Origin of the sequence: Streptomyces sp. NPDC101132, assembly GCF_044759225.1 — a bacterium.
Lineage (GTDB): Bacteria > Actinomycetota > Actinomycetes > Streptomycetales > Streptomycetaceae > Streptomyces.
Window position 1 is genome coordinate 80,313 of record NZ_JBIVYX010000006.1, and the last position, 21,759, is coordinate 102,071.

Annotated in this window: 19 protein-coding genes and 1 tRNA gene; 4 read left to right on the plus strand and 16 right to left on the minus strand. The window is 74.9% G+C overall.

Going from position 1 to position 21,759, the window contains the following annotated elements; translation table 11 throughout:
- Positions 1-91: 91 nt before the first annotated feature.
- Together ACIQUR_RS15630 and ACIQUR_RS15635 are read right to left on the minus strand one after the other, a co-directional pair.
- On the minus strand, positions 92-1,549 hold the full coding sequence (locus tag ACIQUR_RS15630) for an aldehyde dehydrogenase family protein (RefSeq protein WP_403664149.1): 1,458 nt from the start codon (positions 1,547-1,549) through the stop codon (positions 92-94).
- A gap of 71 nt (positions 1,550-1,620) precedes the next feature.
- A complete protein-coding gene (locus ACIQUR_RS15635) occupies positions 1,621-2,520 on the minus strand; it encodes a helix-turn-helix domain-containing protein (protein ID WP_403664152.1) in 900 nt (299 codons plus the stop codon).
- A gap of 305 nt (positions 2,521-2,825) precedes the next feature.
- Between ACIQUR_RS15635 and ACIQUR_RS15640 the strand changes: the two genes are divergently transcribed.
- On the plus strand, positions 2,826-3,353 hold the full coding sequence (locus ACIQUR_RS15640) for an ATP-binding protein (protein WP_403664155.1): 528 nt from the start codon (positions 2,826-2,828) through the stop codon (positions 3,351-3,353).
- 106 nt (positions 3,354-3,459) lie between these two features.
- On the opposite strand, the gene ACIQUR_RS15645 is transcribed toward ACIQUR_RS15640, so the two are convergent.
- The 6 genes from ACIQUR_RS15645 to ACIQUR_RS15670 all read right to left on the minus strand — a co-directional run bounded on the left by ACIQUR_RS15645 (position 3,460) and on the right by ACIQUR_RS15670 (position 8,449).
- The gene (locus ACIQUR_RS15645) at positions 3,460-3,699 is read right to left on the minus strand and encodes a DUF397 domain-containing protein (RefSeq protein WP_399946760.1); all 240 of its coding nucleotides are present in this window, start codon (positions 3,697-3,699) and stop codon (positions 3,460-3,462) included.
- Positions 3,700-3,811: 112 nt separating this feature from the next.
- Entirely contained in the window at positions 3,812-4,054 is a 243-nt protein-coding gene (gene rpsR / locus ACIQUR_RS15650; RefSeq protein WP_403664158.1) for a 30S ribosomal protein S18, read from the minus strand.
- 62 nt (positions 4,055-4,116) lie between these two features.
- Positions 4,117-5,310: a CobW family GTP-binding protein gene (locus tag ACIQUR_RS15655; RefSeq protein WP_403664161.1), complete on the minus strand. Its 1,194-nt coding sequence runs from the start codon at positions 5,308-5,310 to the stop codon at positions 4,117-4,119.
- The gene (locus ACIQUR_RS15660) at positions 5,307-5,570 is read right to left on the minus strand and encodes a type B 50S ribosomal protein L31 (RefSeq protein WP_403664164.1); all 264 of its coding nucleotides are present in this window, start codon (positions 5,568-5,570) and stop codon (positions 5,307-5,309) included. Before ACIQUR_RS15660 ends, ACIQUR_RS15655 begins: the two co-directional genes overlap by 4 nt.
- 4 nt (positions 5,571-5,574) lie before the next feature.
- On the minus strand, positions 5,575-5,739 hold the full coding sequence (rpmG, locus tag ACIQUR_RS15665; RefSeq protein ID WP_403664167.1) for a 50S ribosomal protein L33: 165 nt from the start codon (positions 5,737-5,739) through the stop codon (positions 5,575-5,577).
- A 463-nt stretch (positions 5,740-6,202) separates the two neighbouring features.
- Positions 6,203-8,449, minus strand: a complete 2,247-nt coding sequence (locus ACIQUR_RS15670; RefSeq protein ID WP_403664170.1) for an FUSC family protein — start codon at positions 8,447-8,449, stop codon at positions 6,203-6,205.
- Between the two features lie 235 nt (positions 8,450-8,684).
- Between ACIQUR_RS15670 and ACIQUR_RS15675 the strand changes: the two genes are divergently transcribed.
- The gene (locus tag ACIQUR_RS15675; protein ID WP_403664173.1) at positions 8,685-8,807 is read left to right on the plus strand and encodes a hypothetical protein; all 123 of its coding nucleotides are present in this window, start codon (positions 8,685-8,687) and stop codon (positions 8,805-8,807) included.
- Complete coding sequence (locus tag ACIQUR_RS15680; protein ID WP_403664176.1) at positions 8,804-9,262, plus strand: hypothetical protein; 459 nt, start codon at positions 8,804-8,806, stop codon at positions 9,260-9,262. The genes ACIQUR_RS15675 and ACIQUR_RS15680 overlap by 4 nt, the downstream gene beginning before the upstream one ends.
- Positions 9,263-9,267: 5 nt before the next feature.
- On the opposite strand, the gene ACIQUR_RS15685 is transcribed toward ACIQUR_RS15680, so the two are convergent.
- Positions 9,268-10,464 (minus strand): DUF2786 domain-containing protein, encoded by a 1,197-nt coding sequence (locus tag ACIQUR_RS15685; protein WP_403664179.1) that lies wholly within the window; start codon positions 10,462-10,464, stop codon positions 9,268-9,270.
- Positions 10,465-10,615: 151 nt separating this feature from the next.
- On the opposite strand from ACIQUR_RS15685, the gene ACIQUR_RS15690 reads away from it, so the two are divergent.
- Positions 10,616-12,430 (plus strand): bifunctional 3'-5' exonuclease/DNA polymerase, encoded by a 1,815-nt coding sequence (locus ACIQUR_RS15690; protein WP_403664182.1) that lies wholly within the window; start codon positions 10,616-10,618, stop codon positions 12,428-12,430.
- Positions 12,431-12,542: 112 nt separating this feature from the next.
- On the opposite strand, the gene ACIQUR_RS15695 is transcribed toward ACIQUR_RS15690, so the two are convergent.
- From ACIQUR_RS15695 to tmk, 7 genes are all read right to left on the minus strand, one after another.
- The gene (locus ACIQUR_RS15695; protein WP_403664185.1) at positions 12,543-13,769 is read right to left on the minus strand and encodes a hypothetical protein; all 1,227 of its coding nucleotides are present in this window, start codon (positions 13,767-13,769) and stop codon (positions 12,543-12,545) included.
- Between the two features lie 69 nt (positions 13,770-13,838).
- Complete coding sequence (locus ACIQUR_RS15700; protein ID WP_403664188.1) at positions 13,839-14,354, minus strand: SigE family RNA polymerase sigma factor; 516 nt, start codon at positions 14,352-14,354, stop codon at positions 13,839-13,841.
- A 120-nt stretch (positions 14,355-14,474) separates the two neighbouring features.
- Positions 14,475-14,954, minus strand: coding sequence for a GNAT family N-acetyltransferase (locus ACIQUR_RS15705; protein ID WP_403664191.1), 480 nt, complete (start codon positions 14,952-14,954; stop codon positions 14,475-14,477).
- A gap of 63 nt (positions 14,955-15,017) precedes the next feature.
- Positions 15,018-15,094: transfer RNA gene (locus ACIQUR_RS15710), tRNA-Thr, on the minus strand.
- A gap of 114 nt (positions 15,095-15,208) precedes the next feature.
- Positions 15,209-16,777: an alpha/beta hydrolase gene (locus tag ACIQUR_RS15715; RefSeq protein ID WP_403664194.1), complete on the minus strand. Its 1,569-nt coding sequence runs from the start codon at positions 16,775-16,777 to the stop codon at positions 15,209-15,211.
- A gap of 161 nt (positions 16,778-16,938) precedes the next feature.
- The gene (locus tag ACIQUR_RS15720) at positions 16,939-18,150 is read right to left on the minus strand and encodes a DNA polymerase III subunit delta' (RefSeq protein WP_403664197.1); all 1,212 of its coding nucleotides are present in this window, start codon (positions 18,148-18,150) and stop codon (positions 16,939-16,941) included.
- A gap of 198 nt (positions 18,151-18,348) precedes the next feature.
- The gene (gene tmk / locus ACIQUR_RS15725) at positions 18,349-21,645 is read right to left on the minus strand and encodes a dTMP kinase (RefSeq protein WP_403664200.1); all 3,297 of its coding nucleotides are present in this window, start codon (positions 21,643-21,645) and stop codon (positions 18,349-18,351) included.
- Between the last annotated feature and the right edge of the window lie 114 nt (positions 21,646-21,759).

The following is a 21,759-nucleotide window of genomic DNA, read 5'->3' on the forward strand; positions in this document are numbered from 1 at the left end:
GTCGCTGCCGGCCGCTCCGGCCGACAGGAAAGACGCTACGGGGGCTTGCGGTCAGGATCTGTCCTCAATGGCGCGCGTTCCGCGACGGGTTTCAGAACGGGAAGCGCGAGCGGCCGTGCTGGATCGAGATCCACTTCTGGGTGGTGAACGCCTCGATGGTGGCCTCGCCGTTGAGCCGCCCCATGCCGGAGGCCTTCTCGCCCCCGAAGGCGGCCAGCGGCTCGTCGCCGATGGTCGAGTCGTTCACGTGGATCATGCCGGTCTCGATGCGCTTGGCGAAGCGGACACCCCGCTCCACGTCCCGGGTGTGCACGGCGCCGCTGAGCCCGTACGGGGTGGCGTTGGCCAGTCGTACGGCCTCGTCCTCGCCGTCGAAGGGGACCAGCAGGGCCACCGGCCCGAAGATCTCCTGGCCCAGGAGCGGCGAGTCCTCCGGGATGCCGGTCAGGACGGTGGGTTCGACCAGGTTGCCGCGCGTAGCGCCGCGTACGAGTGCGGTGGCGCCGGCCTCCAGGGCCCGGTCCACGAGGGCGGTGAGGGCCTCGGCCTGGAAGGGGTTGATCAGCGGCCCGATCTGTACGTCGGGCTCGTGCGGGTCGCCGGTGTTGAGCGAGCGCACCCGCTTGACGAAGCGCTCGGTGAAGTCGGCCTCGACGGAGCGGTCGACCAGGATGCGGTTGGCGGCCATGCAGACCTGGCCCTGGTAGACGAAGCGGCTGAAGACGGCCGCGTCCACCGCGTAGTCGAGGTCGGCGTCGTCGAGGACGACCAGGGCGCTGTTGCCGCTGAGTTCGAGGACGGTGCGCTTGAAGTGGCGGGCGGCGACGGCGCCGACGTGGCGGCCGACGCGGTCCGAGCCCGCGAAGGAGATCACCCGGGGCACGGGGTGGGTGAGGAGGGCGTCGCCTATCTCGGCGATGTCGGTGACCAGGACGTTCAGCAGGCCGGCCGGCAGACCGGCGTCCTCGAACAGCTTGGCGATCACGCCGCCGCCGACCACCGGCGCGTTCTGGTTCGGCTTGATGACCACGGCGTTGCCGAGCGCGAGGGCGGGGGCGACGGACTTCAGCGTGACGAGGAAGGGGAAGTTGAAGGGGCTGATGACGGCGATCACGCCGACGGGCAGCCGCTCCACGCGGTTCTCCTTGCCGTCCACCGGCGAGGGGAGGATCCGCCCCTCGGGCCGGACGGCGAGCTGGACGGCCTCGCGGAGGAACTCCTTGGCCAGGTGGACCTCGTACTCCGCCTTGGGACGGGTGCCGCCGAGCTCGTCGATCATCGCCTCGACGATCTCGGCCTCGCGCTCCTCGGTGAGCTTCAGCACCTTCTCCAGCACGGCACGTCTGGCGTACGGGCTGGTCTCGGCCCAGGTCCGCTGGGCGCGGTCGGCGGCGCGGTAGGCCTGGTCGACCTGCTCGACCGTGGCCACGGTGATGGCGGCGAGCTTCTCGCCGTTGTAGGGGTTGACGTCGATGATGTCCCACGAGCCGGTTCCGGCCAGCCATTCGCCGTCGATGTACTGGTGAGCCAGCTCGGTGAATATGGACATGTCATCCCTTACTGCGAGCGCGCACCGTTGCGCTGCACTGGAGCCTGAATGGCCGTCATCCTACTTGTGTGTCAAGACAGTTGGAGCAGACCGCGGAGAAGATCCCGGGTGGCGTCCGGGTCCGGGCAGTCGTGCTGGAGGCGCTCCATCGCCCGGTCGTACTGGGCCACCTCGTCATCCTTGTCGAGGTAGAGCGCGCTGGTGAGCTGTTCGAGGTAGACGATGTCCTGGAGGTCGGACTCCGGGAAGCGCAGGAGCGTGAAGGCCCCGCTCTCGCCGGCGTGGCCGCCGAAGCTGAAGGGCATGACCTGGAGCCGTACGTTGGGCCGCTGGGAGATCTCGATGAGGTGCTCCAACTGGCCCCGCATGACCGCCCGGTCGCCGTACGGACGGCGCAGGGCCGCCTCGTCGAGCACCGCGTGGAAGAAGGGGGCGTTCTCGGAGACCAGCGTCTTCTGGCGTTCCAGGCGCAGCGCCACCCGCCGGTCGATCTCGGCGGCGGAGGCCCCGGGCATGCCGCGGCTGACGACCGCGTGCGCGTAGGCCTCGGTCTGGAGCAGACCGTGCACGAACTGCACCTCGTAGATGCGGATGAGCGAGGCCGCGCCCTCCAGACCGATGTACGTCTGGAACCACCCGGGCAGCACGTCGCCGTAACTGTGCCACCAGCCCGCCGCGTTGGCCTCGCGCACGAGACCGAGGAGCGACTCGCGCTCCGCGCCGTCGGTGACCCCGTAGAGCGTCAGCAGGTCCTCTACGTCTCTTGCCTTGAAGCTCACCCTTCCCAACTCCAAGCGGCTGATCTTCGATTCGGACGCACGGATCGAGTAACCGGCCGCCTCACGGGTGATCCCACGGGATTCACGCAGTCGCCGCAGCTGTGATCCCAGGAGGATGCGACGCACCACGGAACCGCCCCCTGCCGGGGACCCCCATGCCTCTCCTGTGGTCACTTCTCCTACCCTCCCCATCGCTCGTGCCAGTCGGCGGGACCCCCGTACCCCGAGCCCCGCAGTCTGCCACCAAAACGCATCGGCCCGTACTCGTTCTGTAACGGAATCCGCGCTCCCGGAAAAGAAGTCCGTAAGTAGACGTAGGAAGAAATGAGCTTGAACCATCACGGGAACGGACAGCCCGGGCGCGTGCACGTGCATCTGCCCTTGCATCTGCCCTACGCATTCGGAACCATGGTGCCGCGCACCTGCGTGCAATCCGCGCGGGCGCAAGGCGCCACCCCGCAGTACCGCTCCGTCCGCGACTCCCGGGAGTGCCTCGCATGGGGACGAATGGATCGACCATGCTCGAGCCTTTACGGCAGGGGCTGCCCCCGGTCGACCCCACGGCCGTCTCCGGGTCCGCGTCCTGCGCCCTGCCCGCCAGGTTCGAAGCGGTGCGGGGCGCCCGCTCGTTCACCCGCTCGACCCTGGGCCAGTGGGGCCTCGACGACCGCTTCGACGACGTCGCGCTCGTGGTCTCCGAACTCGTCACCAACGCCCTGCGGCACGCGCTGCCCGGGAGCACCGGCGGGAGCTCGGAGCACGAGTCCCACGTACGGCTGCACCTGATGCGGTGGAGCACCCGGCTGGTCTGCGCGGTGCGCGACCCCAGCGAGGACTCGCCGACGGGGACGGGGGACGAGGGCTTCTCCGGCTTCTCGCCCGAGCGGACCGAGGAGAACTGCGACCTGGAGTCGGGGCGCGGACTGTTCCTGGTGGACTCGTACAGCGACAGCTGGGGCTGGCACCCGCTCGCGGGGCGCCTGACCGGCAAGGTGGTCTGGGCGCTGTTCCGGCTCCACGACTAAGGCGCGTACGCGCCGCGCCACCGCGCCGCGCGGAACGCGGAGCGGCGGAGAGCACACGGGAAACGCCCGGCCTGGTGTGGAGGCCGGGCGTTCTTCGTGTGCGGGGTCAGGGCGCGATCAGATGGTCGAACTCGCCGTCCTTCACCCCGAGCAGCAGTGCCTCTATCTCGGCCGGCGTATAGACCAGCGCCGGACCGTCCGGGTGCCGTGAATTGCGGACGGCGACGTTCCCCCCGGGCAGTTTCGCGAACTCGACGCAGGAACCCTGCGAGTTGCTGTGCCTGCTCTTCTGCCAGACCACCCCGTCGAGTGCTGTGGCGGCCATGCCGTTGTACGCGTGGTCCACAGGAAGCCCCCGATAGTGCAGATGTCAACTGCACCGGATCATAGCTGTGTTCACATGCCGCTGCATGGGCAGATGCACGTGCACGCGGGGTGTTCCCCTGGTCACGCGGAGGTCAGCGACTCCCCGAACCGTAGGGCAAAAGTGCCATTTCCCGGGCGTTCTTGATGGCCTTGGCGAGTTGGCGCTGCTGCTGGACCGTGATCCGCGTGACGCGGCGACTACGGATCTTGCCGCGGTCGGAGATGAATTTCCTGAGGAGATCCGTGTCCTTGTAGTCGATGTACGTGATCCCCGCCGCATCCAGCGGGTTGGGGCGGGCCTTCAGTGGTTTGCGTGACGCGTCGCGCCGGGGCATGAATTCATTCCTCCGGGTGTCGGGAGTTCTCGGGTAATCGGAACCAGGGGGCCGGACCGGATTCAGGCGACGGGGTCGAGCAGCCCGTCGAAGGCGCGGGGCAGGGCCTTCCAGCCCTCGGGCCCGGTCGCGTACTCGTCGTCCGTCAGCAGGCAGGAGTCCAGCAGCCGGGCCAGCCCGTCCCGGTCGAGGGCGGGCGAGGTGAAGACCAGGTGCTGGCAGCGGTCGCCGTGCACGGGGTGCCAGTCGAGGGACGCGGCAGCCCGCCGCACCGGCGGTACGAGTTCCCAGGCGGCCTCCGGCAGCGAGGCGAGCCAGGGGCCCGCGCCCTCCACGCACAGCGCGCCGCCCGCGGCGTCCCACGCCAGCAGGGTGTCGGGCCGGTCGGCCAGCCAGAACCGCCCGCGGCTGCGGGCCGCGGCGCAGGCCAGGTCCTCCAGCGCCGCGTACAGCCGCTCCGGGTGGAACGGCCGCCGGCGGCGCCAGACGAGCGTGCCCACCCCGCACTCGTCCGCCTCGTGCGGCAGCAGCGCGCAGGCGGGATGCTGCCGGGCGGCGGCGGCCGCCACGTCGAACCCGGCGTGGGACCCGCCGTGGGACCCGGCGGCGAGGGCGGCGTCCGGCTCGACCCCGGCGAGGGCGGCCAGCTCGGGCGCACCGGCCGGGACGCGCAGGGCGGTGGGGTGCAGCTGCGTCAGCAGCGCCCGGTCCGCATCGTCGGCGCCCTCGCCCTCCACCACGGCCAGCACCGGCGCGTACTCCAGCTGGCGGGCGAAGGTGTCCGCCACCGTGCGCCGGTCGGTCGCCGCGGCGGCCAGCCCGGCGTCGGCGAGGTCGTCGCCGTTGCCGAGGCAGGGCAGCAGCAGGGCGGTGTCCACGGCGGTGACGACGTTGCCGAGCACGAGGCGGTCGCCGGCGTGGGCGGCGATCACCTCGGCCATGGCCCTGGGCTCGACCGAGTCCCAGAGCTCCACGACGGCGAGCCGAGTGAGCCCGGCGTCCGCCAGCCGCACCAGTTCCGGGACCAGGTCCTCGCGCAGCGCGCAGCAGGCGCAGTCGTTGACCAGCGGGGCATCTCCCGAGGCCTGCTCGCCGGACGCGTCGCGGAGGGTGCGCCGCACGGTGCCCTCCGCGGCCGTGGCCAGGTCGTGGTGGAGCGCGACGCTGCCGGGGACGACGCGCAGCAGCCCCTCCACGGCCTCGGTCCTGGCCGCCGAGTGCAGCCCGCCGACGATGACGACGGGCAGCCTCCTCACGCGGGCCCTCGGCCGCTGCCGTACCGGCGCTGGAAGCGCTCGACGCGGCCGGCGGTGTCGAGGACGCGGGCGGTGCCGGTGTAGAAGGGGTGGCTCGCCGAGGAGATCTCGACGTCGACCACGGGGTACGTCCCGCCGTCCTCCCAGGTCACGGTGGCCGTGGTGGTGGCGGCGAGGGTCGAGCGGGTCAGGAAGGCGAAGCCGCCCGCACGGTCGCGGAAGACGACCGGGCCGTAGGCGGGGTGGATTCCGGGCTTCACGGGCTCAGCGCTCCTCACGGAAGTCGACGTGCCGGCCGGCCACCGGGTCGAACTTGCGCAGGACGAGCCGGTCGGGGTCGTTGCGGCGGTTCTTGCGGGTCACGTAGGTGAAGCCGGTCCCTGCGGTGGACTTCAGTCTGATGATCGGTCGGTGCTCGTTGCGGGCCATGCCACCACCCTAAACGAAAACGGTTCCCATTTCCAATAGTCCCTCGCCACGCCCCGGCCCGGGCGCAGCCCGAAGCAGGGTCCGGGCGCAGCCCGTGGCCAGATCGCAGCCCGCCGGGACCGGGTGCAACCCGAAGCGGGACCGGGCGCAGCCGGAGGCGGGTCCGGGCGCAACCCGAAGGTGGACCGGGCACAGCCCAAGGCCAGGGCACAGCCAGAGGGTCCGGCGGATCCCGAGGCCAGGGCGACAGCCCGAGACGGGACCGGGCGCAGCCCGAAGCCAGGGCACAGCCCAGCGGGACCGGGCGGAGCCGGCGGGGTCCGGGCGCAGCCCGAGGCGGGTCCGGGCGCAGCCCGAGGCGGGTCCGGGCGCAGCCCGAGGCGGGTCCGGGCGCAGCCCGAGGCGGGTCCGGGCGCAGCCCGGTGAACGGGAGAAGGGTGGGGTGGGGTGCTTTCCCGGGGCGTCAGGGGCGCAGGGCCTCCGCCACCGCGTCCAGCGCGTCCGCCAGCTGCACGGACGCCGTCCGCAGCGCCCCCTCCGGCAGCACCGCCACCGCCCCCCGCACCTCGGGGAACTCCGGCACCCGCCGCTCCCGCACCGCCCGGCCCGCCCGTGCGGTCTCCGCCTCGACGGCCGCCGCCAGCGCCTCCACCTCGGCGGCGGCAGCCGGAGCCTCCCCGCCCCCGGGTACGGGCGCGGAGCCCCGTACCCGCCCGCGCCCCGGCGCGGCCCCCGCGCCCGGCCCCGCCTCGACGCCCGGGCCGGCATCCCCCACCGGCACCGCCTCGGCGCCCGGGGCCGTGTCCCGCGCCGGCACCGCCTCGGCGCTCGGGGCCGCACCCTCGTGCGCCCGCACCGACTCGGCGCCCGGCGGCGGCTGCGGCGGGTGGAGCGGTCTGTGCGCTTCCAGCAGCATCGCGTGCCGGGCGCACGCGGCCAGCGCGGCGGCGGCGTCGTCGGCCGCGGCCCGGGAGAGCCCCCGGTGCCGGACCGGCTCACCGGCGGCCCGCGCCACCGCCTCCTGCCACGCGACCCGCGCCGCCCGCGCGTCCAGCAGCGCCGCCCGGACCGCCCCCGCGTCGGCGACCGGCACCGCGTACTGCCGCAGCACGGCCGCCGCGTACCGCCCGTCCGCCGCCAGCCAGTCGGCCAGCCGCGTGCGCAGCCGGGGCGTCTCCCAGGCCGGGTACAGGGCGTACCCCAGCATCGCCAGCAGCCCGCCGACCAGCGTCAGCGCGGCCCGGTCCGGCACCGTCTGGTCCCACCGCGTACCGCCCATGCCCAGCAGGAAGACCACGTACCCGGCGACGCAGGCCTGGCTGACCACGTACCCCGTGCGCATCAGGGCGTACATCAGCCCGGCGCACGCCACCGCCAGCAGGCCGGACACGTACATCCCCGGCTCCGCGACCTGCACGACCACCGTGGCGAGCCCGACGCCGACCAGCGTGCCGCCGAACCGCGCGACCGCCCGGGAGTACGTCTGCGTGAAGTCCGGCCGCATCACCATCACGGAGGCCATCGGCGCCCAGTACCCGTGCCCGAACGGCAGCCACTGCCCGATCAGGTACCCCGCGGAGGCGACCACCGCCACCCGCGTCGCGTGCCGCAGGACCGGTGAGCCGGGCCGCAGTTCGACGCGGACCGCCCGCACCACCAGCGGCACCAGGCGCGGCAGCGTCGGCCGGAGCATCGACTCCTCGAAGCGCGCGGTCCGCCCGGTACCCGGCTCGGCGGTCTCGACGACGTCGTCCAGCAGCACCGCCAGCCGCGCCGCGGCCCGCCGGGCCGGCCCGGCCAGCAGTTCCCCGGTGTCGGGCGACTTGAGCACCGCCAGCGCGGGCCCGGGCAGCGCCACCGGCTCCCCGCGCCGGATGCCCCGCGCCGCCGCGTCCAGCACCGTGGCCGCCGCGCCCAGCAGTTCACGCACCCGGTCGCGGGCGGGACCCTCCGCGGGGGCGCCCACCGACGGGTCGGCCAGCAGCGCGAGCACGGGCCGGATGCGTTCGGCCAGGCCCCGGGCGCCGTGCAGCTCCGCCGGACGCCGACGGGCCTGACGCGGCGTCACGGTGGCCGCGTCGCGGGCGGCCATCAGCGGGGCGGGGTCGAAGACCGCGCGGGGGTCCTCCCGCAGCCGCCGGGCGTAGTCGGCCTCGGCGGCCAGGGCGTCGGCGAGCGCGTCGCGCTGGGCGCCCCACCTCCGCACCGGGAACAGCACGATCAGCAGCGCCTGCACCACCCCGCCCAGGGCGATCATCGCGGCGTGGCCGGCGGCCTGGGCCACGGAGGTCGGCAGGGTGACCGTCACCAGCATGATCGCCACGTTGCCGGAGGCGATGATCCCGGCGGTCGGGCCGGCGGCCCACATCAGCCCGGACACGAACGTCCAGAGGGCGAGCAGGGCGAGGAAGGCGACCGTGTGGGAGGCGCCGACCAGGTAGCCGACGAAGGTGCTGACGGCCAGCGTCAGCCCCGACGCGAGGGCGAGCACGGGGCGCGGGCGCCAGCTGCGCTGGAAGGTCGCGACGGCGGCCTGGAAGGCGCCGAAAGCCGAGCTGGCGGCCGCGCCCGGGCCGAGGAGGGCGAGGCCGAGACCGATGACGAGGGCGAGGCCGGCGGCGGCGCGGACGGCGACGAGCGGCTCCAGGCGGGCGCGCTCGACGGTCATCCCGGATCGGGCGGTCTCCTTCAGCGCCCGCAGCCAGCTCATGGGGCCGAGCGTACCGGTTGGTCATTAATTGAGCTGGTTTGCGGCATCCGGTGACGGCTCTTCAGGACTCCTTCGGGTTTGTACGTTCCCGCTCCGCGGTGGTTGCATGGCCCGGGCCCGCCCAGGCCTGCCCGCGCCTGCCCCCACCCACACACACCCGCCCGACCGCACACCGGGCGCACACCGGCCCCCGCGCCGGCCCCTGACCCCACACCCGCTCCAGGAGGAGCCCCGCATGATCAGGAACGCCCTCGGACCCCGGCACCTGACGCTGCGGGCCCTGCGGTCCGACGACCCCGGCGCCCCCGGCGCCCCGCGGCGCGACTCCCCGCGCACCGGCGAGGAGACCGGCCGGTGAGGCGCGTCCCGCGCGGAGCGACCGGCTTTTGGGGCCACGGCGAAGAGCCGCTCGCCACGACCGACCGGACCGCGTTCCTCCGTACCTGCCATGACGTCGCCCGCCGGACCGGGGCCCGCGTCACCGCCGTGGACACGGACCCCGTGGCCGTCTTCGACGCGGTCGCGCTCACCCGTCACGCGGAGACCCACGTCGTGCTCCGCCACGAGCACCTGCCGCTGCTGGCCTTCACCGCCTCCCCGCCCGTCCCGGGCCCGCCCGTCACGGGCTTCGTCGAACCCCCGCCCTGGGCGGCCGACTTCGAGCCGCTCGGTCTGCGGTCCCTGACGGTGGACGAGCTGGCCACGCCGCTGAGCCGCGTCGACCTGGGCGCGCTGGCGGACGCCGAACTCGCCCAGGTCCGCCACTGGCGGCCGGGCGTGCTGAGCGAACTGCTCTTCAACTCCTGGGACTGAACGGGTCAGCCGCGGTGCAGACCCTTGCGCCCCGTACCCATGTCCGCGCGGTCGGCGGCCGCCGTGCCGTCCAGCCAGCCGGCCTCGTCGGTGGCCCCGCGCAGGCGGGTCGTGGTCGTCCGCGGGAACATCTCCTCCGCCCGCGAGGTGACCGCCACGTCCCGCGCGGCGAGCACCGGCAGGAGCGCGCCGTCCGCGGCTCCCGCGTCCTCGACGACGTGCTCGGCCGTCTCCGCAAGCCGGTGGCCGACCCGGGAGGCGTAGGCGAGGAAGAAGGACTGCCGGAAGGTCTTGGTGCGCTTGCGGCCGCCGGCCCGCTGCCCCGCCTCCGCCCGCGTCATCGCGTGGGTGCCCTGCACCAGCAGGGAGGTGTAGAGGAGTTCCACCGCCTCCAGGTCGCTCTCGAAGCCGACCACCGTCGAGAAGCCGTAGGCGGAGTTCCACACCGCCCGGCAGCGGTTCGCCGTGGCGACCGCGTCCAGCAGCACCGCCTTGGCCTCCTCGTACGGCGGCTCGACCCCGATCCGGCAGGCCCCCGGCACCTGCCCGGGCCTGGCCACCGCCGCCTCGTCGAGGGTGTGGCGGGCCATCAGCTCCTGGGCCTTCGCGCTGAGCGCCTCGGCCTCCTCCGGGTACGGGGTGGCCTCGGCCTTCGCGAGCAGCGCCCGGATGCGGCCGAGGGTCTTGGGGTCGCCGTGCGCCACCGGCAGCGCCGCCAGCGGGTCGCCGGGCAGCGGCCCGACCGGCTCCACCGAGGGCAGCCGGACCAGCAGCCGCAGCGTCTCCAGGACGGCCGTGGCGAGGGTGAACCGGTCCGCCGACTCACGCCGGGCGGCCTCGGGCGCGTACCGCTCGTCGCCGCCCCACCAGGCCTCGGCCGCGCCGAGTTCCTCGAGCTGGGCGGTCCACCGCCCGGTCAGCTGCCCCGCACCGTACCGGCGGCCCTCGGCGGCGATCAGGTCGAGGGCGATGCGGGCGTGGCGTTCGTCCAGGTCGCGCCGGACCAGCCGGAGGACGTCGGCGGGCTGCCAGCCGCGCTCCCAGGCCTGGCGTACGTACGCGGAGCCGCGCCGCAGCAGCTCGCGCCCGGTCTCCGGCCAGGCCCCCGCGTCGGCGGCCAGCAGGGAGGCGCCGGTGTCCAGGCCGGTGTCGTCCAGGGAGGAGAGGGCGGCGGCGAAGGCGCGGTCGACGGTCTCGTTCACGTACCTCAGCGTCGCACTGCGGCGGCGAACGGGAACACCCGGCCACCCCGTCCACCCGCCCGGCCCGTCCACACCCTGTGGACAAAAAACCGCCCGCGTCCCGGCCCGGCCGCAGCGCCCCCTGTCAGTCCCCCCTGCCACACTCGCACTCATGAGCGACCGCGAGCGGTGGGCCCTCGCCGAGGCCGGGGGTGAGGACGGTGACCGCGGTGGGCCCGGCGGCGGTACGGGCGCCGACGGTCCCGTACTGGTCGCGCCCCTCACCCCGGACGGCCGCCCCGCCGCCCCCGTGCGCACCGTGCCCGGTCTCCCCGCCGCCCTGGACCTCGCGCCGCCCGGCACCCGGTGGGTCTGGCGCGCCACGCACGAGCTGTACCCCCGCATCCTGGCGGCCGGTGCCCGCGTCGACCGCTGCTACGACATCGAGGACGCCGAGCTGCTCCTCCTCGGCCACGAGGGCCGCTCCGGCGAGCCCCGCTCGGCCGCGGCGGCCTGGGCCCGGCTGACCCACTCCCCCGTACCCCCCGACCCCCCGCAGCGCACGCCCGAGCGCGGCACGCAGTCCAGCCTCTTCAGCCCGGCGGCCACCACGCCCGTGCCCTTCGACGCCCTGCTCGCGGTCTACGCCGACCAGCTCCGCCGGCACGACACCACCGCCCACCCCGACCGCCTCCACCTGCTCACCGCGGCCCAGTCGGCCGGCGCCCTGGTGGCCGAGGAGATGAACGCGACGGGCCTGCCCTGGCGGGCCGACGTCCACCGGGCGGTACTGACCGAACTGCTCGGCGAGCGCTACGCGGGCCGTGGCGAACCGCGCCGGCTCGCCGAGCTGGCCGACGAGGTCTCGGCGGCCTTCGGGCGGCGCGTGCGCCCCGAGCTGCCCGCGGACGTCATCAAGGCCTTCGCGGAGGCCGGCATCCGGATCAGGTCCACCCGCCGCTGGGAGCTCCAGGAGATCGACCACCCCGCGGTCGAGCCCCTGATCGCGTACAAGAAGCTCTACCGCGTCTACACCGCGCACGGCTGGTCCTGGCTCCAGGACTGGGTGCACGACGGCCGCTTCCGGCCGGAGTACATCGCGAACGGCACGGTCACCGGCCGCTGGGTCACCAACGGCGGGGGCGCGCTCCAGATCCCCAAGGTCATCCGGCGGGCCGTGGTCGCCGACCCCGGCTGGCGCCTGGTGGTCGCCGACGCGGACCAGATGGAGCCCCGGGTGCTGGCCGCGATCTCGCGCGACCCGGGGCTGATGGAGGTCGCCGGCCAGCCGGGCGACCTGTACAAGGCCGTCTCCGACCGGGCCTTCTCCGGCGACCGCGAGACCGCCAAGATCGCGGTGCTGGGCGCGGTGTACGGCCAGACCTCGGGCGACGGCCTGAAGAACCTCGCCGCCCTGCGCCGCCGCTTCCCGCGTGCGGTCGCGTATGTCGACGAGGCGGCGAAGGCGGGCGAGGAGGGCCGCCTGGTACGCACCCACCTGGGCCGCACCTGCCCGCCGGCCGCGGGCACGGGGACGGACGGCCCCGACGAGGCGGGCCTCCCCCAGGACGACCCGGCCGGCTCCGCCGACCCCGGCGGCTCCGGCTCCGGTTTCGGCTCCGGCCCCGGCTCGTACGGCCGCACCGGTTCCGAGGACGGCGCCCCGGACTGGACCCCCGGGTACGCCTCGACCAACGCGCGGGCCCGCGGCCGTTTCACCCGTAACTTCGTGGTCCAGGGCAGCGCCGCCGACTGGGCGCTGCTGATGCTGGCGGCCCTGCGCCGGGCGACCGCCGGGATGCGGGCCGAGCTGGTGTTCTTCCAGCACGACGAGGTGATCGTGCACTGCCCCGCCGAGGAGGCCGCGGACGTGGCGGAGGCGATCCGCGCGGCCGGTGACCTGGCCGGGCGGATCGCCTTCGGGCAGACCCCCGTGCGCTTCCCGTTCACGACGGCGGTCGTGGAGTGCTATGCCGACGCGAAGTGAGACCGGGCTCCGCGTCCCCCGCGGCGGGCCGCCGCGTCCCCCGCGCACCGGCCCGCCGCAGCCCCCGCGGACCGGGCACCCGGGCGCGCCCGGGACCAGGAGCCCCGGGGTCCTACTTCCACGTGTCGCTGGTGGCGATCGCCTTCAGCTGCTCCATCGTCAGCGCGGGCGTGTCCCGCGTCGCCTCGGTGTGCTGCGTGGCGGAGTTGAAGGCCGAGACCACCACGCGCAGCCCGTTCGGGCGCAGCGTGTCGACGGACCACCAGACGACGCCCTGGCCGCCCTTCTCGCCCACCTTCTTCTCCGCCTTCACCTTGGTGCCGTCGGGCAGGGTGGTCACCTCCCCGCTGCCGAAGAGGTCCTTGGCCACATCGCCCATGTTCGGCTGGACGTTGATCTGGACCAGCGACCTGCCCTTGCCGTCGTCGAGCACGAGGAAGGTGTAGTCGGGGCCGTCGTCGCCCTTCTCCACGACCTTCAGGCCCTGGGGCAGCAGGGACTTCAGCCGGCCCTGGACGTTGCCGCCGGCCGGCGTCTGCACCGGCGGCTCGATCAGGGCCGCGGGGAGGTCCTCCAGCGCGGCGTGCCAGCGGTCGGAGGTCACCAGGGCCTTCATCTGCGCCATGGTGAGGGGCGGGTCGGCACGGGTGATGCCCGAGTCCTTCTCGGCGGGCGCGTTGTGCTCGTTGGCGTCGATCAGGTAGCCGTCCCTGGTGGCCAGCGTGGCACGCCAGTCCTTGGTGTCGCTGCGGCGGTCGGGGTACACGTACCCGCGGAAGAGCATCAGGCGGGCGCCGCCCGGCAGGGTCTCCTCCGTGCAGCCGTCGTGCGGGACCTGCGTGGTGCTGGGGCACTCCGTCATCTGCCGGAACATCTGCCCGCTGGGGTCGATGCGGGTGAGCACGACGGAGACCTGCGACCGGCCCTTCCCGTCGTCGAAGACACCGGAGACGTAGGGGGCCTGGTCCTTGGAGCCCCGCGCCCGCGTGTCCGTCAGGGTGCCGGCGGGCAGCAGCCCCTTCAGCGTCGCGACCAGCATCTCCGGGGTCACCGCCCCGCTGCCGCCGCGCTCCGGCACGCCCGGGTCCTTGCCGTTCCCCGAGCCCCCCGCGGCCACGGTCGCACCGCTGCCGGAGCCGCCGAGCAGTCCGCCGGAGTACGCGCCGACGGTGGCCACCAGGGCGAGCGTCAGCGCGCCGCCGGCGACGGCCGCGACCCGGCGGCGCGCCAGCCGGCGCCGTCCGCGGCGCTCGCCGCCGTCGAGCAGCGCCTGCTGGTCGGCGCTGAATCCGTCCCCGGTCTGCCGGAGAGCCTGTCCGAGATCGTCTTCAAAGGGCATGCGGAACCACACCTTCAGGGCGTAGGAGGAAAAGGGAGCGGAGGGAGCGCCGACGGCGCGTGGCGCCGGTCAGTGCATGGCGAACTCGGCAAGGCTTCCGCCGAGTTGGTCGCGCAGCCGGGAGAGCGCGCGGGTGCAGCGGGTGCGTACGGCGGCGGAGCTGACGTTCATCACGTCGGCGGTCTCCTCGATGCTGCGGTCCTCCCAGTACCGCAGCACGATCACCGCCCGGTCCTTGGGGGCGAGTTCCCCGAGCGCCCCGAGCAGCGTGATCCGCAGCGCCGGGTCCGCGCCCGCGGGGGCGGCGTCGGTGTCCGGGAGTTCACCGTGCGGCCGCTCGGAGGAGGAGCTCCGGCGACGGTGCGTCAGGAACGCGCGGACGAGCACGGTCTGCGCGTACGCGGCCGGATTGTCGATCCGCGAGAGGCGCCGTCCCCAGAGCGCGTACATCCGCCCCAGGGTCTCCTGCACGAGATCCTCCGCGAGATGGGTGTCACCGCTGGTCAGCAGGCACGCAGAGCGGTACAGGTGCCCGGTGCGCGCGGCGGCGAACTCGCGGAACCCGTCCGTACGGGACCCACTCATCCCTCCCCCTCCTTACGGGGGCGCACCCCCGCAGCGCACCCACACCCACTAGGACGCGCCGAACCCCACCGGATGTTTCACCCCGTCCCGCAGAACTTCAGCCGGCTCCCCGGCCCCGGCTCAGCGGAACCCGTGGAAGTACACGTGGAACTTCTCGCGCACGAAGCCCTCCGCCTCGTACAGCGCCTGGGCGGTCTCGTTGTCGTACGCCGTCTCCAGCTGCACGCCGGCCACCCCGGCCGCCCGCGCCCGCTCCAGCACGTCCCTCAGCAGCGCCCGCCCGGCCCCGCTCCGGCGCCCGGAAGGGGCCACGAACAGGTCGTACAGCACCCAGACCGGCCGCATCTCCAGCGAGGCGAAGGTCGGGTACACCTGGGCGAAGCCCACGATCCCGGCCCCGTCCCGCTCCGCGACCAGCACGGTCGACTCACCCTTGGCCATCCGCTCGGCGAGGTACGCGCGCGGCCGCTCCGGATCCTCGACCGGCACCTCGTAGAACTCCAGGTACCCCAGGAACAGCCCGGTGACGGCATCAAGATCCGCCTCCCCGGCCACCCGCACGGAGACCTGCCCACCCTCAACCGCAGTCACGTCGCTCATCCCCCCATCCTCCCGGACAGACCAAGAAGCCCCAGCCCGGACGGATCCGGTCTGGGGCTTCGCTGGAGCCGCCTTCGGGATTCGAACCCGAGACCTACGCATTACGAGTGCGTTGCTCTGGCCAACTGAGCTAAGGCGGCAAGCTGCGGAGAGAGAACTTCCCCGGTAGGGAGGTTCGCATCAGCAGCGGCGCCAAGTCTACAGGGTTATTCGGGGTGCCTCGCACCAGGTGGGCGGGAGGGCTGTCCGGGTGGTCAGCAGCGCTTGCCGTCCTGGGGCGGGGTGCCCTCCAGGAGGTAGCGGTTGATCGTGCTGTCGATGCAGTCGCTGCCGCGCCCGTACGCCGTGTGGCCGTCGCCGTCGTACGTGAGCAGCACGCCCGAGTCGAGCTGGCCGGCCAGCGACCGGGCCCACTTGTAGGGGGTGGCCGGGTCGCGGGTCGTGCCGACGACCACGATCGGGGCGGCGCCCTTCGCCTCCAGGCGGTGCGGGGTGCCGGTGGCCTTGACCGGCCAGTACGCGCAGTTCAGGGAGGCCCAGGCGAGGCCGGCCCCGAAGACCGGCGAGGCCTTCTCGAAGGACGGCAGGGCCGCCTGCACGTCCTGCGGGCCGCGGAAGGCGGGCGGGAGGTCGAGGCAGTTCACGGCGGCGTTGGCGAACATCAGGTTCTGGTACGTGCCGTCCGCCTCCCGCTCGTAGTAGCTGTCGGCCAGTGCCAGCAGTCCGGCGCCGTCGCCGTTCATGGCGTCGGTGATCGCCTGGCGCAGCTGCGGCCAGGCACTCTCGTCGTACATGGCGGCGATCACGCCCGTCGTGGCGAGCGACTCGCCGAGGGTGCGGCGCTCGCCGGTGCCGACCGGCTGGGCGTCGAGCTTGCGGAAGAAGTCCTTGAGCCGGCGGCCCATCTCGTCCGGGTTGCCCTGCCCGAGCGGGCAGTCCGGCTGGGCCGCGCAGTCCTTGGCGAAGGACCGGAAGGCCGTCTCGAAGCCCTCCGTCTGGTCGCGGTTGAGGTCCACCGCGGGCCGGGACGGGTCCATCGCGCCGTCGAGGACGAGGCGGCCGGCGCGGGAGGGGAAGAGGTCGGCGTACGTCGCGCCGAGGAAGGTGCCGTACGAGGCGCCGACGTAGTTCAGCTTCTCGTCGCCGAGCACGGCGCGCAGCACGTCCATGTCGCGGGCGGCCTCGACCGTCGACACGTGCGGCAGCACGGTGCCGGAGCGCTGCGCGCAGCCCTGCGCGAACTTCTTGAAGGCCTCGACCAGCGCCGCCTGCTCGGCCGCGTCGTCCGGGGTCTGGTCCACCTGGGTGTACGCGTCCATGGCCGGGCCGGTCAGGCACTCGACCGGGGCGCTGCGGGCCACGCCGCGCGGGTCGACGGCGACCATGTCGTACCGGGCGCGGACCGGGGCGGGGTAGCCGATGCCTGCGTACGCCTGGAGGTAGCCGATCGCGGAGCCGCCGGGGCCGCCGGGGTTGACCAGCAGGGAGCCGAGGCGCTTGCCGGGGCCGGTGGCCTTCTTGCGGGCCACGGCGAGCTCGATGTCCTTGCCGCCCTGGGAGGCGGGGCGGGCGTAGTCGAGCGGGGCCTTCATGGTGGCGCACTCGAAGCCGGGGACGCCGCAGGGCCGCCACGTCAGCTTCTGCCGGTAGTACGGGGCGAGGGCGGCCGGGGTGGCGGCGGGGTCGGCGCCCGGGGTGGACGCGCGGCCGGGCCCGGAGGCGGCGGCGCCCGGCGCGGAGCCGCCGGTGGTGCAGCCGGACAGGAACAGTCCGGCCGCCGCGATCACGGTCCCGGTGGTACGCAGCACGCGCCTGGTGTCCATCCCCGGAGCGTAGCCCGCACGGCCCGCGGGGGCCGATTCCCGGCCCGTACGAGTGAATCCGGACGCACGACGCTGCCGAGGCGCTCCCGCGGGGGGGGCCGGTCCCGGGCGCCCCCGGGCGGGCCGGGACGGGCGGGGTCCGGTCCCGGGCTGGACCGGGGTCAGCCCGCGCGCAGGGCCATCGTCATCGCCTCCACCGCGAGGAGGGGCGCCACGTTCCGGTCGAGGGCGTCGCGGCAGGCGATGATCGCGTCGATGCGGCGCAGGGTCCGCTCGGGTCCCGAGGCCCGCGCGATGCGCTCCAGGTCCTGCCGTACGTCCTCGTTGGCCAGCGGCAGGGCGGAGCCGAGCTGGAGGGCCAGGACGTCGCGGTAGAAGCCGGTCAGGTCGGTGAGGGCCAGGTCGAGGCTGTCGCGCTGGGTGCGGGTGCGGCGGCGCTTCTGCTTCTCCTCCAGGTCCTTCATGACGCCGGCCGTGCCGCGCGGCATCCGCCCGCCCGTCCCGGCGGCGGCGCCCATCGCGGCGCGCAGCTCCTCGGTCTCCTTGGTGTCGACCTCCTCGGCCACCTGCTTGGCGTCCTCGGCGGCGGCGTCCACCAGCTGCTGGGCGGCCTTGAGGCAGGCGCCCACGTCGTCCACGCGGAGCGGCAGCTTCAGCACCGTCGCCCGGCGCTCCCGGGCCGCCCCGTCGGTGGCGAGCCGGCGGGCGCGGTCGACGTGGCCCTGGGTGGCCCGGGCGGCGGCCAGGGCGACCGGCGGCTCGACGCCGTCCCGGCGCACGAGCAGGTCGGCGACGGCGTCGACCCGGGGCGTGCTGAGGTTGAGGTGGCGGCAGCGGGAGCGGATGGTGGGCAGCACGTCCTCCACGGAAGGCGAGCACAGCAGCCACACCGTGCGGGGCGCGGGCTCCTCCACGGCCTTGAGGACGGCGTTGGCCGACTTCTCGTTCAGCCGCTCGGCGTCCTCCACCAGGATCACCTGCCAGCGGCCGGTGGCCGGCGAGGTGTAGGACTTGCGGACCGTGTCGCGCATGTCGTCGACCAGGATCTGGCTGCCGACCGCGACGACCGTGGAGACGTCCGCGTGCGTGCCGACCATGATGGTGTGGCAGCCGTCGCAGAACCCGCAGCCGGGTGCGGCGCCGAGCGCGCGGTCCGGGCTGGTGCACTGGAGGGCGGCGGCGAAGGCACGGGCGGCGGCGGCCCGGCCGGAGCCGGGGGGGCCGGTGAAGAGCCAGGCGTGCGTCATCTTGGAGCCGGTGGGCGCGGGGGCACCGCTCCCGGCGGCGGTGACCAGCGCGTCGGCGTCCCGCGCAGCGGCCTCCAGCTGCGCCGTGACGCGCTCCTGACCCACGAGGTCATCCCATACGCCCATGCGCCCGTCCTTTCATGCCGCCCCCATTGTGTCCCCTGCCACCGACAACCCCGCCCGGGACCGTGGGGGCCCGGCCGTTGCCGTGGCCCGCGGGGACAAGCGGGTACGCGGTCCACGGCAGCCTGCGTCCGGTCCGCGAGCGCCCACCACCGCGGCGGCCCCGCGGCCGGCCCGGGGCCGCGGCGCCGCGGCCCCGGGTCAGCGGCGGCGGCCTCGGCGCGGGGTGTCGTCCTCGTCGTCGTCCGGGTGGGAGCCCAGCAGTTCGTCGGCCAGGGTCGGGAGGTCGTCCAGCGGGGTCTCCTCCGCCCAGTCCGGGCGCGGACGGCGCGGGCGGCCGGTGTCGTCGAGCTGCGGCAGCTCGCGCGTCCGGTCGTTCGCGCCTGCCGGCGCACCGCCCCGCGGCGCCTCGTCGCGGAAGATGCCGGGCGGCACCCGGTCCACCGGGTCCGTGGCCCGTACGGGCGGCAGCACGGCGGTCTCGTCCACCGCGCGGTCCTCCCGTACCGGGGGCAGCACCGATGTCTCGTCCTCGGCGCGGGCCTCGCGGACCGGCGGCAGCACCGCCGTCTCGTCGACCCCACGGTCCTCCCGTACCGGCGGCAGCACCGAGGTCTCGGCCTCCGTGGCCGGCACCTTCGGCACCGGGACGGTCTGGGTGATCTCCTCCGGATCCACGACCGGCGTCTCGACCGTGACGGCCTCGTCCGGAGCCACCCGTGCCGGGGCCTCCGCCTTGGTCATCGCGACCTTCGGAGCCGCCCCCGCGCCGCCACCCGTGGCACCACCGGCGGCACCGGCACCCACAGCCCCGGCAGCCGCACCGGCCGCGTCCGCGGCCGCCTTCGCCGCTGCCGCGGCGGCCGCCGCCTCCGCCAGGCGGCGCGCCTCCTCGGCCTTCACCAGTGCTTCCTCGGCCCGCCGCTGCTTCTCGCGGCGCCGCTCCTCGGCCTCGGCCCGCAGCCGGGCCTCCTCCTCGGCGGCCAGCCGCAGGCGCTCCGCCTCGGCCGCACGCGCCTTCTCCTCCGCCTCGCGCCGGGCCCGCTCCTCCACCGCGGCCCTGCGCGCCGCCTCGGCCTCGGCTTCGGCCTCGGCCCGCAGCCGGGCCTCCTCCGCCTGTCGCGCGGCCTCCGCCTCGGCGGCCCGGCGCGCGGCCTCCTCGGCCTTGCGCGCCGCCTCTTCCTCCGCTGCCCTGCGGGCGGCCTCTTCCTCCGCCGCCTTGCGCGCGGCTTCCTCCTCGGCGGCCTTGCGTGCCGCCTCCGCCTCGGCGGCCTTGCGCGCGGCTTCCTCCTCCGCGGCCTTGCGGGCGGCCTCCTCGGCGGCCCGGCGGGCCTCCTCCTGCGCCCGCACCTCGGCCTCGGACAGCGGCAGCATCCGGTCCAGCCGGTGCCGGACGACCGTGGTCACCGACTCCGGGTCCTGGCCGGCGTCCACCACCAGGTAGCGGCCCGGATCGGCCGCGGCCAGCGTCAGGAAGCCCGAGCGCACCCGCTGGTGGAACTCCGCGGGCTCGGACTCCAGGCGGTCCGGCGCCTCGGTGAACCGCTCGCGCGCGGTCTCGGGCGACACGTCCAGCAGCACGGTCAGGTTCGGTACCAGCCCGGTCGTCGCCCAGCGCGAGATACGGGCGATCTCCGTCGGCGACAGGTCGCGCCCGGCACCCTGGTAGGCCACGGAGGAGTCGATGTACCGGTCCGTGATGACGACCGCGCCGCGCTCCAGCGCGGGCCGCACCACCGTGTCCACGTGCTCCGCCCGGTCGGCGGCGTACAGCAGCGCCTCGGCGCGGTTCGACAGGCCGGCGGACGACACGTCCAGCAGGATCGACCGCAGCCGCTTGCCGATCGGGGTGGCCCCGGGCTCGCGCGTGACGACCACCTCGTGGCCCTTGCTGCGGATCCACTCCGCGAGGGCGTTGACCTGCGTGGACTTGCCCGCGCCGTCGCCGCCCTCCAGGGCGATGAAGAAGCCCGTCGCGGCCGCCGCCTGGGACGGCTCGCCGCCGACCAGGGCCTCCTTGAGGTCGCGCCGCAGCGGCACGCCGGACCGGTCGTCCGCCCGCGCCAGCACGATCACCGCGACCGGCAGCAGCAGCGCGCCGGCCAGCATCAGCCCGAAGGCAGCGCCGCCGTGCGCGAAGACGAAGGCGCCGCTGGCCAGCCGGTGCGGGCCGATGGCGGCGGCGAAGAGGGGCGCGCCGACCGCGCCGAGGGCCACGGCCACCCGTACGACCGCGTGCAGGTGGGCGGTGACCCGGGCGCGGCGGAACTCCTCGGTCTCCTGGTCGATCAGGATGTGCCCGGTGTTGGCGGCCACGCCCGCGCTCGTACCCGCCACCAGTGCCAGGAACAGCACCGTCGCCGTGTCCGGGACCAGGCCCGTCACCAGCATGGCGAGCCCGGTCAGCGCTATCGCGAGGGCCAGCAGGCGGCGGCGCGACAGGCCCGGCAGCACCTTGTTGGCCTGGCTGGCCCGGATGCCGGCGACGGTGCCGCCGGTCAGGGCCAGCACGAGCAGCGCGTACGCGACCGGACCGCCGCCGAGGTCGTCGGCGTGCAGCGCGGCCAGGGCGACGGCGCAGGACACGGCCCCCGCGATGGCCGCGCAGGCCAGCACGAGCAGCGGAACGGCGCCGGTGCGGCCCTTCTCGGGACGGTTCCCGGCGGCCGGGCGGCGCAGGCCCTCCAGCGGGGAGCGGGGCCGCGGGGTCTTGGTGTCCGGCAGGACCAGCGGGATCAGCAGCGAGACGGAGGCGGCGAAGAGCCCGGCGGCCACGTACGAGCCGAGGGCGGCCGGGTTCTCGGCGAACCATTCGATCCCGATGCCCAGCGCCCGCCCGACCAGCCCGGCCACGACCAGCGCGGCGGCGGCGATGGGCAGTGCGACGAAGCCCGTGCGGAGCGACAGCCGGCGCAGCGCGTCGAGGTGGTCCGGCAGCGGGCGCACCGTCGCGCCCTCCGGCGGCGGGGCGGGCAGCAGGGCGGGGGCGGCGCTCTCCTTGGCGAGCGTCCACAGCCGCTCCGCGACACCCGAGACGAACGTCGTGACCAGCAGGAACGTCAGCGCCTGGGCCGGCACCCAGGCCAGCCACAGCGGCGCGACGACGAACAGCGCGATCCGGAACCCGTCGGCGCCGAGCATCGTCCAGCGGCGGTCGAGCCGGCCGCCGGGGGCGATGAGTCCGGCCAGCGGGCCGAGCAGCACGGCGCCGCAGAGCAGGGTGGCGAAGATCCGTACGCCGAAGACGGCGGCGACGGCGAGGGCCGCGCCGCGGTAGCCGCCGCCGAAGGAGTCCTCGGAGACGGCGGCCTGGAAGGCGAGGAGCACCAGCACGAGCACCGCGAGGGCGTCGCCGGTCCCGCTGACCAGCTGGGCGCTCCACAGCCGCCGCAGCGCCGGTGTGCGCAGCAGCGCGCGCACGGCTCGCTCACGTGAGTCTGCGGCTAGGGCTTCGTCGTAGGTGGGGTTCACGACCGTTGGCTGCTCGGCTCGCGTCATCCGCCCAGCCTATCCGCTGCGCTCGGCTGTACGTTTCCCGCGCGCACTTCCGGGCCCCCGCCGCGCCCGGCCGGACACGGCAGGGCCCCGGCGGTCGCAGGGGTGCGGCCGCCG

What these genes read in the sequence shown, in the direction of transcription:
- ACIQUR_RS15715 (WP_403664194.1), bottom strand. Translation starts at nt 16,777, where the DNA reads ATGGACACCAGGCGCGTGCTGCGTACCACCGGGACCGTGATCGCGGCG.
- rpsR (WP_403664158.1), bottom strand. Translation starts at nt 4,054, where the DNA reads ATGCCCCGGCGCGACGCGTCACGCAAACCACTGAAGGCCCGCCCCAAC.
- ACIQUR_RS15640 (WP_403664155.1), top strand. Translation starts at nt 2,826, where the DNA reads ATGGGGACGAATGGATCGACCATGCTCGAGCCTTTACGGCAGGGGCTG.
- ACIQUR_RS15705 (WP_403664191.1), bottom strand. Translation starts at nt 14,954, where the DNA reads ATGAGCGACGTGACTGCGGTTGAGGGTGGGCAGGTCTCCGTGCGGGTG.
- ACIQUR_RS15670 (WP_403664170.1), bottom strand. Translation starts at nt 8,449, where the DNA reads ATGAGCTGGCTGCGGGCGCTGAAGGAGACCGCCCGATCCGGGATGACC.
- ACIQUR_RS15675 (WP_403664173.1), top strand. Translation starts at nt 8,685, where the DNA reads ATGATCAGGAACGCCCTCGGACCCCGGCACCTGACGCTGCGGGCCCTG.
- ACIQUR_RS15630 (WP_403664149.1), bottom strand. Translation starts at nt 1,549, where the DNA reads ATGTCCATATTCACCGAGCTGGCTCACCAGTACATCGACGGCGAATGG.
- rpmG (WP_403664167.1), bottom strand. Translation starts at nt 5,739, where the DNA reads ATGGCCCGCAACGAGCACCGACCGATCATCAGACTGAAGTCCACCGCA.
- ACIQUR_RS15635 (WP_403664152.1), bottom strand. Translation starts at nt 2,520, where the DNA reads ATGGGGAGGGTAGGAGAAGTGACCACAGGAGAGGCATGGGGGTCCCCG.
- ACIQUR_RS15690 (WP_403664182.1), top strand. Translation starts at nt 10,616, where the DNA reads ATGAGCGACCGCGAGCGGTGGGCCCTCGCCGAGGCCGGGGGTGAGGAC.
- ACIQUR_RS15695 (WP_403664185.1), bottom strand. Translation starts at nt 13,769, where the DNA reads ATGCCCTTTGAAGACGATCTCGGACAGGCTCTCCGGCAGACCGGGGAC.
- tmk (WP_403664200.1), bottom strand. Translation starts at nt 21,645, where the DNA reads ATGACGCGAGCCGAGCAGCCAACGGTCGTGAACCCCACCTACGACGAA.
- ACIQUR_RS15720 (WP_403664197.1), bottom strand. Translation starts at nt 18,150, where the DNA reads ATGGGCGTATGGGATGACCTCGTGGGTCAGGAGCGCGTCACGGCGCAG.
- ACIQUR_RS15700 (WP_403664188.1), bottom strand. Translation starts at nt 14,354, where the DNA reads ATGAGTGGGTCCCGTACGGACGGGTTCCGCGAGTTCGCCGCCGCGCGC.